We start from the raw sequence: 16,501 nt of genomic DNA on the forward strand, positions 1-16,501 counted from the left end.
GGCAAGCATGTTCCAGACATTCGAGGAAACGGCGCGGCCCGAACAGGGACCGCCGCGGCTGGCCGCACTGCGCGGCGCGCTTGTGGCCGAGGGGCTGGACGGCTTCGTCGTGCCGCGTGCCGATGCGCATCAGGGCGAATACGTCGCCCCCTGCGACGACCGGCTGGCCTGGCTGACCGGCTTCACCGGATCGGCGGGCTATTGCGTGGCTTTGCGCGACCGGGCGGGCGTCTTCGTCGACGGGCGCTACCGGGTGCAGGTGCGCGCGCAGTTGGCCGATGTCTTCACGCCGGTGGACTGGCCCGAGGTCGGGCTGGCCGAGTGGATCAACGATGCCCTGCCGGACGGCGGGCGCGTCGGCTTCGACCCCTGGCTGCACCCGGTCGAACAGCTCCGCAGCCTGCGCGGCGCACTGAAAGGAGTCGAGCTTGTCCCGGTTGCCAACCTCGTCGACCGGATATGGGAGGACCGCCCGCCGCCGCCGCTGGGCCCCGTGGCGGTGCATCCGCTGGAGCTGGCAGGCGAGCCGCATGGCGACAAGATCGCGCGGCTGGCAGCCGCGCTGCAGGCCGATGCGGCGGTGATCACCCTACCCGATTCCATCGCCTGGCTGCTGAACATCCGCGGCTCGGACATCCCGCGCAACCCGGTGCCGCAGGGCTTTGCGCTGCTGCACGGGGGCGGCACGGTCACGCTCTTCATGGCGGCCGAAAAGCTGCGCGAGATCGGCGATCACCTGGGCCCGAACGTCACGCTGGCCGCGCCCGGCGAATTCGCCGGGGCGCTGGCCGCGCTGAGCGGCACGGTGCAGATCGATCCCGCCACCTGCCCCGCGGCGGTGGCCGATGCGCTGACGCAGGCCGAGGTGGTCGAGGCCCCCGACCCCTGCCTTTTGCCCAAGGCGCGCAAGAACGCCGCCGAGCTGGGCGGCACCCGCGCCGCGCATCTGCGCGACGCGGCGGCGATGGTGCGCTTCCTGGCCTGGCTCGACGCGCAGCCCGCGGACACCCTGACCGAGATCGACGTGGTCAAGCGGCTTGAGGCCGAGCGGCGCAAGTCGAACGCCCTGCGCGACATCAGCTTTGACACGATCAGCGGGGCGGGGCCGAACGGCGCCATCGTGCATTACCGCGTGACCGAGGCCACCAACCGCCCCGTCAAGGACGGCGAGCTGCTGCTGGTGGATTCCGGCGGGCAATATGTCGACGGCACGACCGACATCACCCGCACCGTCGCCATCGGCGCGCCCGGTGACGAAGAGCGCGCCAATTTCACCCGCGTTCTCAAGGGCATGATCGCGCTTTCCAGGCTGCGCTTTCCGCCGGGTCTAGCGGGGCGCGACATCGACCCGCTGGCGCGCGTGGCGCTTTGGGAGGCGGGGCTCGACTATGGCCACGGCACCGGCCACGGGGTCGGCGCGTATCTGTCGGTGCACGAAGGCCCGCAGCGGATCGCGCGCACGGGCCTCGTGCCGCTGGAACCGGGGATGATCCTGTCGAACGAGCCCGGCTTCTACCGCGAAGGCGCATACGGCATCCGCATCGAGAATCTGATCGCCGTGGAAGAGGCCCCCGCCCTGCCCGGCCAGACCGTGGCGCGGATGCTGCGGTTCGAAACGCTGACCTTCGTGCCCATCGACCGCCGCCTGATCGTGGCCGAACTGCTGACGGGGGCCGAGCGCGACTGGCTCAACGCCTATCACACCGAGGTCGTGGCAAAGATCGCGCCGCTGGTCGAGGGACCGGCCCGGGACTGGCTATTGCAGGCCTGTCGCGTTATTTGACTCGGGAACGTTACAGTTCGGCGCGCATGATATGCCGCCGAACCAACGAGGGAAGAGACAGATGCAAAAGACCATTTCCATCCGCCCCGCCGAGGGCACCTGGACCGTGCGCGCCGGCGGCGCCGTGCTTGGCGAATCCGACGCGGCGCTGGAGCTGACCGAAGGCGATCTGCCCCCGGTGATCTATTTCCCGCGCGGCGACATCGCCATGGCCTTTCTGGACCGCTCCGACCACAGCACCCATTGCCCGCATAAGGGCGATGCGTCGTATTTCTCGATCATGTCGAAATCGCGGACCTATGAAAACGCTGTCTGGTCCTATGAGGACCCCAAGCCCGAGGTCGAGCGGATCAAGGGCTATCTGGCATTCCAAGAGCAGGACGGCGTGACCGTCGAACAGGTCTGACCCCGCAGGCTGCGCTCCATGACAGCGGCCTATGACGCCCACCGCACGCTTTTTGTGCTCAACCCGGACCGCTTTGCCGAGGTCCGCGGGGCCGAGACGCTCGTGATCTGCGGTGCTGCGCGCGGCATGACTTCGATGGTCAGCTATGCGCTGCACGCGCTGAACTATCCTCTGGGCGAGCGGCTGGGGCCACTGAATTACGAGGATCGGGAATTTCTGGATTGCCTGCCGGAAACCCTGCGCCTGCAGTCGCGCTGGCGGCCCCTGCGCGGGCTGCGGCGGCTGGTTCGGGCCCGCAACGCCGCGTATCCGCGCTGGGGTTTCAAACTGCCCCATGCGATCTTCTACGCACCCGTGCTGCGCCGGCGCCTGCGCAATCCGGTTTTCGTGGTCTGCGTGCGCAACCCGCTGGGCACCGTGTCCTCGATCAGCCGGCGCGAGGCGAAGAAGGCCATGAGCTTTGACCGGATGTACCGCCACGCCACCGCCTATCAACGCGCGCTGAGCTGGCTTTTGCGCCAGGCCGATCTGCCGGTGGTGCTGATCAACATGGACGCCGCCAAGGCCAACCCGGGGCGGTTTCTGAATGACCTGACCGAGCTTCTGGCGCTCAAGGGCAACCTGCACCGGATCAAGGCCGAGCTGGAACAGAACGGCTATTCGGCGGCCGATACGGGCGACCGGCGGGGTCAGGCGGCGGGCTGACCCGTGGGATGGGGCAACTACGACGCTCGACCAGCGTCCATGGCCACGACCAGCGCCTGCCCGTGGGGTGGCGCTGCCAAACCGGAGAGCGCCGCAGGATGTTCCACGGGTTGGGGCGACAGCGACGCTCGGCCAGCGTCCATGGCCGCGACCCGCGCCCGCCCGTGGGATGGCGCTGCTGATGTCTTTCAAGCGCCAGAGTCGCGGAATCAAGGCCGAAGGCCGCCGCGACCAGCGCCTGCCCGTCCCGGCGGGCTGGCGCTTTGGCGAGGACGGCGCGCCGTTCATTCGGTGCGATGATCTGGCGGGGATAAAGCGCGCAGAAGCTTTGTAGCAGCGCCACCCCACGGGCAGGCGCCGGTCGCGGCTAACGTCACCGTTCCGCCCTAGCTGTGCTCTTCCTCCACCGTCGCCGCCAGCGCGCGGTTGTAGGCCTTCAGCGCATCGACGTGAAACAGCGCCCCCTGCAGCACCGGGGCACCGTCCTCGCCGCCCTGCACGACCGGCAGGAAGGCCACGCCGGACTTGTCGAAAAGCGGCAGCGCGGTCTCCAGCGTGGCGCCCGCCTTGACGAAAAGCCCCTGCTCGATCATCCGCGCGCAGGCCTCCTCGTCCGCGAAGCCTGGATCGCCCGGCTTGCGCATCACCCCCTGCACCCGGAACATTGCCAGCAGATAGGCCTGCGGACCGGCGGCCAGATGCACGTTGCGCCGCTCGAGCTGGGTCAGAAAGAACGACCGGTCCACCAGCCGCGACGCCAGCGCGGTGGACATCGACACCGACACCATCACCGCCAGCCCGGTCTGCCAGTCGCCCGTCAGCTCGAACACGATCAGCGTGGTCGAAATGGGCGCGCCCAGCACCGCCGCCGACACCGCGCCCATGCCCGCCAGCGCATAAAGCGTGAAGGTCCCCGACTGGTCCGGAAAGAGCCCCGTCGCGATCAGCCCGAAGGCCAGCCCGGTCAGCGCCCCCACCATCAGCGACGGCGAAAAGACACCGCCCCCCATGCGCCCCGCCATGGTGATCGCCACCGCGACCACCTTGAGCGCCGCAAAGACGATCGCCTCGTGCAGCATCAGCCCGCCGGTCAGCGCCAGCGACGTCGTCTCGTAGCCGACCCCGATGATATGCGGAAAGAAGATCGCCAGCCCGCCCAGCAGCGCCCCCGCCACCGCCGGGCGCAACCAGGACGGCAGGCCCAGCCGCTTTTGCAGCGCCGTCCCCAGGTCGTCCGACCAGAAGATCGCGCGCATCGTCAGCACCGCCACCAGCCCGCAGACCAGCCCCAGCAGAAAGAACGCCGGAAGCTCGAGGTAGAACTCCACCGTGGTGGTGCCGGGCAGCGTGAACTCGGTCACATCGCCGAATGTCAGCCGGTTGATCACCGTTCCGGCGGCGCTGGCCACCACGATGGGCGCAAAGGCGTGCAGCGCGAAATGGCGCAGGATCACCTCCATCGCGAACAGCGCCCCGGCGATGGGCGCGTTGAAGCTGGCCGAAACCGCCGCCGCCACCGCGCAGCCCAAAAGGTCGCGACCGGTGACACCGTCCACCCGCAAGAAGTTGCTGACCCAGCTCGACAGCATGGCGGCGATATGCACCACCGGCCCCTCCCGCCCGGTCGACCCGCCGGTCGAGAGCGTGATCCACGAACAGACCGCCGAGGCTATGCCGGCCTTCTTCTCGACCCGCCCGTCGTTCAGCGCCGCGCCCTCGATCACGTCGGCCACAGACCGCACCCGCCCGTCCGGCGTGAAGAAATAGAGGATGACGCCCACCGCGATCCCGCCCAGCATCGGAATGCTCATCAGCAGATACCACGGCAGCGTCAGCGCAAAGCTGTGCAGCAGGTTCGGGTCGTCGATCCCGTAGACCGTGGATTGCAGCAGGTCGATGGCGGCGCGAAAACCGATAGCGGCGAAACCTGCCGCCGCACCCACCATCAGCGCGATGAACCAGAACTGGATCTGTCCCGGCCCCTCGTGGCGCAAGAGATCCCAGCCGCGCGCGAAGGCGGTGCTTGTCTTCTGCCATTGCTTCAGCAGCAGGGCTGGCATGTGCCGATCGGTCCCCGATGTCGCGTTGTTGCCTGGTCCCTTCCTAGGTCAAGCCGCGCCGGGCTTGAACCCCGAAAGCGCGGGCTTACCCGTGCCGCCCGGCCCCGTGCCTGCGAAACCGTCAGCGGCGCTCAGCCCGCCAGCAGAGCGCGCGCCGCGGCCCGCGCCTCTTCGGTCACCGTATCGCCCGCCAGCATCCGGGCGATCTCGGCCTCGCGGTCGGGCGCGGCCAGCGGTGTCACGGTCGAAGTGGTCAGCCCCGCATCCACCCGCTTTTCCACCCGCCAGTGATGCGCGCCCAATGCCGCCACCTGCGGCGAATGCGTCACCACCAGCACCTGCCCGCCCGTCGCCAGCTCCGCCAGCCTGCGGCCCACCGCATCGGCGGTGGCGCCGCCGACGCCGCGGTCAATCTCGTCGAAGATCATGGTGACGCCCCGGTTCTGCTCTTCGGCCAGGCAGACCTTCAGCGCCAGCAGAAAGCGGCTCAGCTCGCCGCCCGAGGCGATCTTGTTAAGCGCCCCCGCCGGCGCGCCGGGGTTGGTGGCCACGGTAAAGGCCACCGCGTCACGGCCCTCGGGGCCGGGATCGGCGGGGGCGATCTCGGTGGCAAAGACTGCACGCTCCATCTTCAGCGGGGCCAGCTCGGCCATCACCGCCGCATCCAGCCGCGCCGCCGCGGCGCGGCGCGCCTCGGCCAGCGCATGGGCGGCGGTGTCATGGCGCGCCTCGGCCTCCGCGACCCTGCGGCGCAGATCGGCGATCTGCTCCTCGCCCGCATCCAGCTCCGCCAGCCGCGCCGACAGGCCCTGCGCCAGTTCGGGCAGCTCTTCGGGGCCGACCTGATGCTTGCGCGCCAGGCCGCGCAGGGCAAAGAGCCGCTCTTCGGTCTCTTCCAGCTCCAGCGGGTCGAACTCCAGCGCATCCAGGCAATCAGCCACCCCGCGCGCGGCCTCGTCCAGCTCGGCCATGGCGCGCGTCAGCGCGGCCATCGGCGCATCGAGCCGCCCGTCAGCGCGCTCCGCCGCGCCCTCCAGCCAGCGCAGCGCATTGGCCATCGCGCCCTCGGCGCCGTCATAGCCCAACGCCGCCGAGGCATGCGCGATGTCGTCCCTTATGCGCTCGGCCGATTGCATCAGCCGCCGACGGGTGTCCAGCTCGGCGTCCTCTCCGGGCTGCGGGTCGAGCTTTTCCAGCTCGGCCACGGCGTGCCGCAGAAAATCCTCCTCTTCGCGGATCCTGGCCAGCGCCGCCTCTTCGGCCACCAGCGCCTTGCGCGCCTGGCCAAGCGCCGACCACGCCGCCCGCGCCTCGTCCAAGAGGCCCGCGTTCCCCGCATAGGCATCAAGGATCGCCCGGTGCCCGCGCGGGTTCAATAGCCCCCGGTCGTCGTGCTGGCCATGCAGCTCGACCAACGTGGCAGAGAGCGCCCGCAGCACCTCGCCGCTGGCGCGCCGGTCGTTGACCCAGCCGCTCTTGCGCCCGTCGGCGGTGTTCACCCGGCGCAGGATCAGCCCGTCGTCGGCGGGCAGCCCCGCCTCTTCCAGCACACCAAAGGCCGCGTGACCCTCGGGCAGATCGAACACCGCCGTCACCTCGCCCTGCGCGGCGCCGCTGCGCACCAGCTCGGCGCGCCCGCGCCAGCCCAGCACGAAACCCAGCGAATCGAGCAGGATCGACTTGCCCGCCCCGGTTTCCCCGGTCAGCACGTTCAGACCGGGCTGGAACGCCAGTTCCAGCCGGTCGATGATCAGCATGTCCCGTATTTCAAGCGCCCGCAGCATGGCCCGTGCCCGTAGGGTGCGCCTTCACGGCGCACCGTTTCCTTACAACCACTGCCCCTTGACCATCTGACGATAGATCTGCGCCAGCCAGTTGTCGCCCGCCGCCTCGAGCTCCAGCCCGCGCCCGGTCAAAAGCTTGTAGCTGTCCTCGTACCAATCCGTGGATTGGTAGTTGTAGCCCAGGATCGCGCCCGCCGTCTGCGCCTCTTCGGTCAGGCCTAGCGACAGATAGGCCTCCACCAGACGGTGCAGCGCCTCGGGCGTTTGGGTCGTGGTCTGGAAATCCTCGACCACCACGCGGAACCGGTTGATCGCCGCCGTGTAATGATCCCGGCGCAGGTAATAGCGCCCGATCTCCATCTCCTTGCCGGCCAGATGGTCGAAGGCCAGATCGAACTTCAGGATCGCCGAGCGGGCGTATTCGCTGTCGGGATAGCGCTCGATCACCGTGCGCAGGCTCTGCAGCGCCTGGAAGGTCAGCCCCTGGTCGCGGCCCACCTCCTCGATCTGGTCGTAATAGCTGAGCGCCAGCAGGTATTGCGCATAGGCCGCGTCGTCGTCGAGCGGGTAGAAGTCGATATAGCGCTGCGCCGCACCCCGGCTGTTCTCGTAATCGCGGTCCTGATGGTAGGCATAGGCCTGCATGATCAGCGCGCGCTTGGCCAGCTCGGAATAAGGATAAAGCCGCTCGATCTCGGCAAAGTAAAAGGCCGCGTCATCGGGCGAGCTGCGCGACAGCTCGTATTCGCCACGCTCGAATATCTGTTCCGCGGTGAAGTTCTCGATCGGCACGCCGCTCGGGCCGAATCCGGGCCGCTCCCCGAAACCCTCACCGCAGCCGGACAGCGCCAGGACCACAAAAACCGCCCCGATGCCTGCATACCGCGACTTGCCGACTGCCATGCTCGCCGTTCCTCGTTGCCCGTCCGCAGCGCCCGCGCCGCGGCATTGCGCCTGTCCTAGCACAGAAAATTCCGGGGCAAAATGTCTTAACCGCGTTTTGGAAAGGTCACGCGGCGGCGGTCGCCCAATGGTCACGCCACGGCTGGGATTTCATCCGCGTCGACACCCGCCCCGGGCAGGCCCGCGGCCATGCGCGCATCGCATTCGACCATGCGGAACGCGTCGGGATTGGCGAAAAGCTCGCGCAGCAGCGCGTTGGTCATGGCGTGGCCGGCCTTGTGGCCGTCGTAGTGGCCCAGGATCGGCGCACCCGCCAGTGCCAGGTCGCCCAGCGCATCCAGCATCTTGTGGCGCACCGGCTCGTCCGCATGGCGCAGACCGCCCGGGCTGACCACCCGGTCACCGTCGAAGACCACGCCGTTCTCGCCGGGATTGCCGCCCAACGCCTTTCCGGCCGCCTGCATCGCCTCGATATCCGCCTGGCGGCAGAAGGTGCGGCTGTCGCAAAGCTCGCGCACGAAGGCCCCGTTGGCCAGATCCATCGCGCGGTCCTGCGTGCCGATGGCCGCGTCGGGAAAGCTGATGTGGAAGGCCATCGTCAGCCCCGCCCCCCGGCCCGGCGACAGGCGCGCCCAGCCGTTGGCGGTGTGCACCGACACCGGCGTCAGAACCTCGATGGCGCGCACCGGCGCGTTCAGAACCCGCAGGCCCCGCGCCAGAATGCCGCGCACGAAAGGCGCCGAGGATCCGTCGAGGATCGGCACTTCGGGGCCGTCGATCTCGACCAGGGCGTTGTGCACGCCGCAGCCCGCCAGCGCCGCCATCACATGTTCGACCGTCGACACCGACACGCCCGCGCCGTTGACGATATGCGTACACAGCGCCGAGGCCTCGACAGCGTCCCAACGGGCGGGCACCAGCGTGTCGCCAAAAAGGATATCGGTGCGCTTGAACCAGACGCCATGCTCGGCCCCGGCAGGGCGAATCGTCATCCGGGCAGGCTTGCCCGAATGGATGCCGATACCCTGGAACGTGATCGCGGATCGTATGGTCGTTTGCACATTGGCCCCATTCTCGGCGCACAGTTCACCCGTCTGCACCGCTGGGCATCGACATAAACCTGCACGGCATATGCCTCAAATCAAACATTGCAACTTTATGAAACATGCCCGGCACCGCTTGCGCGGGCTTTCGCCCAGACCCGAAGAACCGACCATAACACGCTGATCCAAAACGAAAAACGCCCCCGGAAACCGGGGGCGCTTTTTGGGATATGTCACCGATTCAGTTGGCCTGGCGCCGCAGGAAGGCCGGAATCTCGATGCGTTCCTGGTCCGGATCCGCCTCGGGCTCATCCACCGGCGCCGGGCGATGCGCCTGCACGGGCGGCTGCTGGCGGCGCTGCTGTTGCGGCTGCGCTTCGCCGGAATGGCCGGTCATGCGGTTGATCAGCGAGTTGATGCCGAACCGCGGGCGGTCGCCCTCTGCCGCGCGGGGCGCGGGGGCGGGCGCACGCTGGGCGGGCTGTTCGCCACGGGCCTGGCTGGCCGCGTTGCGAAGACGTTCCATCGCCTCGGGCGATGGGGTGCCGGGCGCAGGCGCGCGCGGGGCGACAAAGCTTTCCGCATCGGCCTCGATCGCATCGGGGCGCGGCTGGAACTGCGCCACCTGCGGCTGATAGGCCGGGGGCGGCAGACCGTCGTCGCTCTGGGCCTCGGCGGCCTCGTCCTCGAAGATGGTTTCCATCTGGTCCTCGGCGGCGGCGCGCTCGGCTTCCATGCTTTCAAAGAGCGACGGCTCCTGGTCTTCGTATTCCGGCTCGGCCGCGCGGGCGGCCACGGGCGCGGGGGCCGGCTCCGGCGCGTGCTCTTCGGCCGAAACGTACTGGCTCAGCGGTTGAGCCAGCGACCGGCGCGGAACCGGGATGTCGCTGTGCACATCCGAGGCGTCGATGCCGGTGGCCACGACCGACACGCGCATGACGCCCGCCATGCCGTCGTCCAGCGTGCTGCCCACGATGATGTTGGCGTCGGCGTCCACCTCTTCGCGGATGCGGTTGGCGGCCTCGTCCAGCTCGAACAGCGTCAGGTCGTGCCCGCCGGTGATGTTGATCAGCACGCCCTTGGCGCCGCGCAGGCTGATTTCGTCCAGCAGCGGGTTGGCGATGGCCTTTTCGGCGGCCTGGATGGCGCGATCCTCGCCCTCTGCCTCGCCGGTGCCCATCATGGCCTTGCCCATCTCGTCCATCACCGCGCGCACGTCGGCGAAGTCGAGGTTGATCAGACCCGGGCGCACCATCAGGTCGGTCACGCCCTTGACCCCCTGGTAAAGCACGTCGTCCGCAAGGCTGAACGCCTCGGTAAAGGTGGTCTTTTCGTTGGCCAGACGGAAGAGGTTCTGGTTCGGAATGATGATCAGCGTGTCGACGACCTTTTGCAGCGCATCCACGCCGTCCTCGGCCTGGCGCATCCGCTTGGCGCCCTCGAACTGGAACGGTTTGGTCACGACGCCCACGGTCAGCACGCCCAGCTCGCGCGCGGCCTGCGCGATGATCGGGGCCGCGCCGGTGCCGGTGCCGCCACCCATCCCGGCGGTGATGAAGCACATATGCGCCCCTGCCAGATGATCGACGATCTGTTCGATGCTTTCCTCGGCGGCGGCGGCGCCAACCGTGGCCCGCGCGCCCGCGCCCAGACCCTCGGTCACCTTCACGCCCAGCTGCACCTTGTTGTTGGCCAGGCTTTGCTGCAGCGCCTGCGCGTCGGTGTTGGCGGTGACAAAGTCAACGCCCTCCAACTCTTTCTCGATCATGTTGTTGACCGCGTTGCCGCCTGCACCGCCCACGCCGAACACCGTGATACGGGGTTTCAGCTCTTCCTGTCCGGGCACCGAAAGGTTCAATGTCATGGATCTGTCCGCCTGTCTTTTATGCCGCCCGATTTGGGGCCGTTTTTTGCGCCTGATTACCGGAGTATTACCGAATCCCCACCCCGGCGTCACGCAAAAAACCACCAAATATGGCAAATTCGCGGGCTTGGCACGCGGGATTTCGCCGAGCTCTCCAGATATAGCGGAAATGGGCCAAAGCGCACACAAACGGCAAAAGCGCAGACCGCGCGGGCGGCTGCGTTGGGGGCTTTTGATGTCGGGGTCCCTGCTCGACCCTCGGTTTGCGCGCCCTCTTGCGGGGCGATGCCAAGACAATATCAAAGGAAATCAGGCCTGTCACCGCCAGAATTCGCGAAAGGCGGCAGGCCTGCCGCCCTTCGCCGCGGCCGCTCAGGGCGTCAGATCCAGCGCCTCGACCACGCGGGTATAGGGCAGCCCGGCGGTGTCGTTCAGCCCCTGCACCTGCGCCGCCGAGGTGCCCTCGAAGAGGCACATGCAGCGCCCGTCCTCGGGTGCAAAGGTCGATCGGATATAGCGCACGTCCTCGCCCTTGCCGCGCATGTCCGCGGCCGTGGCGATGGCGGCCTGCTGCGCGCCCGCCAGATCCTCCATGCTGATTCCCTTCAGTTCCCGTTCGACCATGTAGACCGGCATCGTTCATCCTCCTGGTTGTATGCGTTGGTCCCTCCAACAGTCTCGATTGAAGCACGTCCCGCCCGCCCCGGAAAAGCCGGGCGGCGTTATCGATTCATAACCCACGGTTTGGCTCGGTCTTGCTATACTGGCCGCATTGATAAGCGGGGTTTTCAGATGGAAATGTCCCAGATTCGCTATGTGCTGGCCACCGCGCAGCACCTCAATTTCACCAAGGCCGCGCAGGAATGCGACGTCTCGCAGCCCGCCCTGACCAAGGGCATCAAGGCGCTGGAAAAAGAGCTGGGCGCAGAGGTCTTTCACCGCGAAGGCCGGCGCATCCTGCTCAGCGAATTCGGCCGGTCGATGCTGCCGCATCTGGAACATATCCTCGACGAGGCCGCTGCGACCCGCGCGCTGGCGCAGAACTTTCGCCTGCTGGAAAAGGTGCCGATCCGGCTGGGGGTGCTGTCGACCATCGGCCACCTGCGGCTGGCGCGGTTCCTGGCTGCGTTCGAGCGCGCGCACAAGGGGATGGAACTGGCCGTGCGCGAAGCCCCGGCGGCCGAGCTCAAGCGCCTGCTTGAGGACGATGCGCTGGACGTGGTGGTGATGACGGTGGACGACGACACCGCCGAGCGGTTCCGCGTCCATCCGCTCTATTCGGAACGTTACGTGGTCGTCTTTCCGCCCGATCACCGGCTGGGGGCCACCAACGCGGTGCCGCTGGCGGACCTCTCGGGTGAACCTTACGTCGACCGGCTGGCCTGCGAGATGCGCGATACGGTGATGGCGGTCTGCGAGGCGCGGAACGTCGAACTTTACGCCCGCTTCCGGTCGGAACGCGAGGATTGGGTGCAGGCCATGGTGCTGGCCGGGATCGGCTGCGCCTTCATGCCCGAATATTCCGTCACCCTGCCCGGCCTGATCCAGCGCCCGCTGATCGAGCCAGAGGTCACCCGCCAGGTCGCCGCAGTGACCATGCCGGGGCGCAAGTTTCCCCCGGCGGTCGACGCGATGATGCGCGCCACGCGCAGCTTCGCCTGGCCGGGCTGAGGCTTACCAGTTGTCGCGGAACCACTTGACCGCGCGGCGCAAGGACCGCGCCGGATAGCGGTCGACCGGGATCTCGAAATCCCACCATTCGTCCTGCGGATGCGCGGCGAAAAGGCAAAGCCCAACGGCGCTGGCAAAGCCCGGCCCGGTGGCCGCCTGCGGCAGGCCGTGCACCCGCAAGGGCCGCCCCAGCCGCACCTGCTGGCCCAGGATCTTCGACGCCAGCCCGTCCAGCCCGGGAATTTGCGAGCCCCCGCCCGTCAGCACGATCTGCTGGCTCGGCAGATGTTCGAACCCCGCCGCGTCGAGCCGCGCGCGCACGTCTTCGAGGATCTCCTCGACCCGGGGGCGCATGATGCCGATCAGCTCGGCCCGGCTGACGGTGCGGCGGTCGTGGTGCCAATCGCCGGTGTCGCCGCCGATCTCGATCATTTCGCGGTCGTCCATGCCGGTGGCAACGACGCCGCCATAGAATGTCTTGATCCGTTCGGCCATCGCCATGGGCACCTGCAGGCCCATCGAGATGTCGCCGGTCACGTGATCGCCGCCCAGGCGCACCGCATCGGCATAGATCATGTGCTTTTTCATGAAGATCGACACGCCGGTCGCGCCGCCGCCCATGTCGATGCAGGCCGCGCCCAGTTCCTGCTCGTCCTCGACCAGCGCCGAGATGCCGCTGACATAGGCGCTGCTGGCGATCCCCGCGAGTTCAAGATCGCAGCGCTTCACGCAATGCGCCAGATTCTGGATCGCCATGTGGTCGACCGTCAGCATGTGCATGTCGGTCGCCAGCGTCTGGCCGATCTGCCCGCGCGGATCGCTCAGCCCCGACCGGTGATCCAGCGCGAAGTTCACCGGCTGCGCGTGCAGCACCTCGCGCCCCTCGCCGAAATCCGGCACGTCGCAGGCCGACAGCACCCGTGCCACGTCCTGTTCGTCGACCGTGACGCCCGCGATATCCACCTGCCCCGCCAGACCGTAACTGCGCGGGCCGGCGCCCGAGAAACAGGCGATCACGTGGTCGACCCGGATGCCGGCCATCTTCTGGGCCGCCTGCACCGCGGTGCGGATCGCGCGCTCGGTCTCGCCCATGGCCTCGATCTCGCCAAAGCGCACGCCGCGCGACCGCGTGGTCGCGGCCCCGATCACCCGAAAGCCCGATTGCCCGGCCAGCGACCCGACGCCGTCGTCAAAGCCGCCGTCGGTGCCGTCGAAGCGCAGCACCAGGCAGGCGATCTTGGAACTGCCCACATCCAGGATCGCGATGACCCCCCGTTGCATCGCCGCGCGGCGCATGTTGCGCATCGCGCGCTGGGATTCGTAGAGCTCGATCATTATTCTTCTTCTCCAACCTCTATCGCCTTGATACGCCACAATTCCTGCACCGCGTGATCCGTCAGCCGAATGGTCGGCCGCTGCGGCAGACGCAGATCGACCCTCACCAGATCGCGCGCCAGCATGTCCACCGCCTGATCCATGGCGATGGCGCGCTCCAGCGCCTGCACCGCGCCGTCGGTGGGCAGCAGAATGCGCTGACCTCGGTCCAGCACCACGTCCCAGCGCCGCTCGCCCATCCGCACCAGCCCGCGCAGCCGCGGCTGCAAGGGCCGCACCGCCCGCAAGAGCGCCAGCGCCTCGGGCACCGCAAGGTCGGCGCCGTCCCCGGCCACCACCGGCAGCTTGGGATGATCCGTCCGGCGCGCGGCCGGGCCCACCCGCACGCCCTCGCGGTCCAGCAGTTCCAGACCCGCCTCGTGCCGCCAGAGCAGCACCGGCACCCGCTCGGCCACATCGACCTGCAAAACCCCGCCCTGCCGGATCTTGAGCGACGCGGTCCGCACCGCGTCGAGCCCCACCACCGTCTCGCGCATGGCGTCGAGATCCAGATCGAACGAGCTGATCGGGAAATCCACCGACAGGATCTCGCGGATGTCCTCGGACACGCCGACGCCCGCACCCTCGATCGCCATCATGTTGACCATGAATTCCGGGCGCTGCTCGATCTGCGCGCGCATGTCCGACAGCATCAGGTTAAAGGCTTCTCGGTTCTCGGGCACCGAGGCCCACCAGGTCACCGCCCCGAAACCCAGCGCGCAGGGCAGACCCACCCGCAGCGCCAGCCGGAAAAGCGGCGTCAGCATCAGCCGCTCCAGCCGGTATTTCAGCCTCGAGGGCGCGGGATCGGCCCGCATCGTCGCGACAGTCTCGTCCGGGGTCCGGCCCGCGCGCGTCAGCGGTCGCATGAGGCGTCCTCCACCATCCAGGCGCACATCTCGCCGAAGGGAATGCCGGCGTGTTCGCCCTGCTCGGGCGACAGCGACGTGGGCGTCATGCCCGGCTGGGTGTTGGTCTCGAGCAGGATCAGCCCGTCCAGCCCGCGCGCCTCGTCCCAGCGGAAATCGGTGCGCGACACGCCCCGGCAGCCCAGCGCGTGATGCGCGCGCAGCGCGTAATCCAGACAGGCGGCGGTGATCTCTTCGGGCAGTTCGGCCGGGATCACGTGGCGCGACCCGCCGGGCTTGTATTTCGCGTCGTAATCGTACCAGCCCGTGGTCAGGATATCCGTCACTCCCAGCGCCCGGTCGCCCATGACGGTCGTGGTCAGCTCGCGCCCCGGCGCGTAGGTCTCGACCATCACGATCTCGGGCATGTCGTCCGACAGCTGCGGCGGCCCGTTCGCGGCCTCCTGCACCAGGTAGACCCCGACGCTCGATCCTTCGTTGTTGGGTTTGACCACATAGGGCGGCGGCATCACATGCCGCGCGCGCACATGATCACGCGGGGCCAGCACGCTTTCGACCACCGGCAGCCCCGCCGCGCGGTACACCTGTTTAGAGCGTTCCTTGTCCATCGCCAGCGCCGAGGCCAGAACCCCCGAATGCGTGTACGGCAGGCGCAGCCATTCCAGCAGCCCCTGCACGCAGCCATCCTCGCCCCAGCGGCCATGCAGCGCGTTGAACACCACATCGGGCGCCAGCGCGGTCAGCACCTGCGCCAGATCCGGGCCGGCATCGACCTCGGTCACGTCAAATCCCTGATCCCTCAAAGCAGCGGCGCATTCACGCCCAGAGCTCAGCGACACCTCTCGCTCGGCCGAGGCGCCGCCCATCAAAACCGCCACTTTTTGGGCTGCCCTGCTCGACATCCCAAAACCGCCTATCATGTGCCGGGGCTGAGGCCCCTTGTTATTGGATGCGGCCTGCCTGTGGCCGCGGAGGGGCGTTTTCCGCCCTCATTCTGCGGCGGGTTCCCCCACGCGCATAATTTCCCACTCTAACGTTATTCCGCTGTGTTGGAAAACCTTTTTTCGCACCGATTCGCCCAGTTGTTCCAGATCGTCGGCGGTGGCCTGCCCGGTGTTCACCAGAAAGTTGGAATGCTTGGGGCTCATCTGCGCGCCGCCGCGCGTGGCCCCTCGCATCCCGGCGTCGTCGATCACCTTCCAGGCCTTCAGCTCGTGGCTGTCGTCGGCCCGTCCGGTGCTGGAAAAGCCCGCCGGATTGCGAAAGGTGCTGCCCGCCGTGCGGTCCTTGGTGGGCTGGGTTTCGTCGCGCTTTTTCAGCTGCGCCTCCATCCGGTCGGCCAGCGCCTGCGGATCGCCCGGCGCACCCTCGAAGGTGGCCTCGACCAGAACCCAGCCTTCGGGCAGATCGCTCTGACGGTAGCGAAAATTCAGGTCCTCGGCTTTCAGCTCCACCAGCTCGCCCGCCCGCGTGACCGCACGGGCGCTGACAAAGACATCCGCCACATAGGCGCCATAGCAGCCTGCGTTCATGCGCACCGCGCCGCCGATGCTGCCGGGGATGGTGCGCAGAAAGGTCAGGTCCACCCCCGCCTCCGCCGCACGCCGCGCCACATGCGCATCCAGCGCGGCAACACCGGCGGTGACCTTCGTGCCCTCGACCGAGATATGGTTGAACCCGCGCCCCATGCGGATCACCACCGCGCGGATGCCGCCATCGCGCACGATGAGGTTGCTGCCCACACCCATCGGAAAGACCGGCACCGCCGGGTTAAGCGCCGCCATGAAGGCCTGCAGATCGGCCACGTCGGCCGGCTGGAACAGCCAGTCCGCCGGCCCGCCCACCCTGAGCCAGGTCAGATCGGACAGCGCCCGGTCCGGCGTCAACCGCCCGCGCACCTGAGGAAGGTCATAGGTCATGGGCCTCTGCTATTGCGCGGGGGCGGTGGAGGCAAGGGGCCGGTGCTGTGGCAGGCAATTCCGCGCCCGCAAGTCCCGGAATAAAGGCCGCCGCGACCGGCGCCTGCCCGTGGGGTGGCG

15 protein-coding genes are annotated in these 16,501 nt (G+C 68.2%); 5 read left to right on the forward strand and 10 right to left on the reverse strand.

Annotated elements, in window-relative coordinates; all coding sequences use genetic code 11:
- The first annotated feature begins 7 nt into the window (after positions 1 to 7).
- From RXV88_RS07695 to RXV88_RS07710, 4 genes are all read left to right on the forward strand, one after another.
- On the forward strand, positions 8 to 1,783 hold the full coding sequence (locus RXV88_RS07695; RefSeq protein ID WP_316291698.1) for an aminopeptidase P family protein: 1,776 nt from the start codon (positions 8 to 10) through the stop codon (positions 1,781 to 1,783).
- A gap of 61 nt (positions 1,784 to 1,844) precedes the next feature.
- Positions 1,845 to 2,189: a DUF427 domain-containing protein gene (locus RXV88_RS07700; protein ID WP_316291700.1), complete on the forward strand. Its 345-nt coding sequence runs from the start codon at positions 1,845 to 1,847 to the stop codon at positions 2,187 to 2,189.
- Positions 2,190 to 2,207: 18 nt separating this feature from the next.
- Positions 2,208 to 2,894 (forward strand): hypothetical protein, encoded by a 687-nt coding sequence (locus tag RXV88_RS07705; RefSeq protein WP_316291702.1) that lies wholly within the window; start codon positions 2,208 to 2,210, stop codon positions 2,892 to 2,894.
- Positions 2,895 to 3,063: 169 nt separating this feature from the next.
- A complete protein-coding gene (locus RXV88_RS07710; RefSeq protein WP_316291704.1) occupies positions 3,064 to 3,228 on the forward strand; it encodes a hypothetical protein in 165 nt (54 codons plus the stop codon).
- Positions 3,229 to 3,280: 52 nt separating this feature from the next.
- On the opposite strand, the gene RXV88_RS07715 is transcribed toward RXV88_RS07710, so the two are convergent.
- The 6 genes from RXV88_RS07715 to RXV88_RS07740 form a co-directional block, all read right to left on the reverse strand.
- Positions 3,281 to 4,954 carry a chloride channel protein gene (locus RXV88_RS07715; protein ID WP_316291705.1) on the reverse strand — a complete coding sequence of 558 codons (1,674 nt, stop codon included), beginning with the start codon at positions 4,952 to 4,954 and terminating at the stop codon, positions 3,281 to 3,283.
- 131 nt (positions 4,955 to 5,085) lie between these two features.
- Positions 5,086 to 6,738: a DNA repair protein RecN gene (recN, locus tag RXV88_RS07720; protein WP_316291708.1), complete on the reverse strand. Its 1,653-nt coding sequence runs from the start codon at positions 6,736 to 6,738 to the stop codon at positions 5,086 to 5,088.
- A gap of 42 nt (positions 6,739 to 6,780) precedes the next feature.
- On the reverse strand, positions 6,781 to 7,641 hold the full coding sequence (locus RXV88_RS07725) for an outer membrane protein assembly factor BamD (protein WP_316291709.1): 861 nt from the start codon (positions 7,639 to 7,641) through the stop codon (positions 6,781 to 6,783).
- A gap of 131 nt (positions 7,642 to 7,772) precedes the next feature.
- A complete protein-coding gene (gene lpxC / locus RXV88_RS07730) occupies positions 7,773 to 8,702 on the reverse strand; it encodes a UDP-3-O-acyl-N-acetylglucosamine deacetylase (RefSeq protein ID WP_316291711.1) in 930 nt (309 codons plus the stop codon).
- Positions 8,703 to 8,925: 223 nt separating this feature from the next.
- A complete protein-coding gene (ftsZ, locus tag RXV88_RS07735; protein ID WP_316291712.1) occupies positions 8,926 to 10,548 on the reverse strand; it encodes a cell division protein FtsZ in 1,623 nt (540 codons plus the stop codon).
- Positions 10,549 to 10,920: 372 nt separating this feature from the next.
- Positions 10,921 to 11,184, reverse strand: a complete 264-nt coding sequence (locus RXV88_RS07740) for a DUF4242 domain-containing protein (RefSeq protein ID WP_316291713.1) — start codon at positions 11,182 to 11,184, stop codon at positions 10,921 to 10,923.
- 156 nt (positions 11,185 to 11,340) lie between these two features.
- On the opposite strand from RXV88_RS07740, the gene RXV88_RS07745 reads away from it, so the two are divergent.
- Complete coding sequence (locus tag RXV88_RS07745) at positions 11,341 to 12,219, forward strand: LysR family transcriptional regulator (RefSeq protein ID WP_316291714.1); 879 nt, start codon at positions 11,341 to 11,343, stop codon at positions 12,217 to 12,219.
- 3 nt (positions 12,220 to 12,222) lie between these two features.
- Here RXV88_RS07745 and ftsA read toward each other — a convergent pair whose 3' ends face one another.
- From ftsA to murB, 4 genes are all read right to left on the reverse strand, one after another.
- On the reverse strand, positions 12,223 to 13,554 hold the full coding sequence (gene ftsA, locus RXV88_RS07750) for a cell division protein FtsA (protein ID WP_316291715.1): 1,332 nt from the start codon (positions 13,552 to 13,554) through the stop codon (positions 12,223 to 12,225).
- The gene (locus RXV88_RS07755) at positions 13,554 to 14,462 is read right to left on the reverse strand and encodes a cell division protein FtsQ/DivIB (RefSeq protein WP_316291717.1); all 909 of its coding nucleotides are present in this window, start codon (positions 14,460 to 14,462) and stop codon (positions 13,554 to 13,556) included. Before RXV88_RS07755 ends, ftsA begins: the two co-directional genes overlap by 1 nt.
- Positions 14,450 to 15,364, reverse strand: a complete 915-nt coding sequence (locus RXV88_RS07760; RefSeq protein WP_316291719.1) for a D-alanine--D-alanine ligase — start codon at positions 15,362 to 15,364, stop codon at positions 14,450 to 14,452. Before RXV88_RS07760 ends, RXV88_RS07755 begins: the two co-directional genes overlap by 13 nt.
- A gap of 87 nt (positions 15,365 to 15,451) precedes the next feature.
- On the reverse strand, positions 15,452 to 16,381 hold the full coding sequence (murB, locus tag RXV88_RS07765) for a UDP-N-acetylmuramate dehydrogenase (RefSeq protein WP_316291721.1): 930 nt from the start codon (positions 16,379 to 16,381) through the stop codon (positions 15,452 to 15,454).
- Positions 16,382 to 16,501: the final 120 nt, after the last annotated feature.

This window comes from Aestuariicoccus sp. MJ-SS9 (genome assembly GCF_032586235.1).
Taxonomy (GTDB): Bacteria; Pseudomonadota; Alphaproteobacteria; order Rhodobacterales; family Rhodobacteraceae; genus Aestuariicoccus.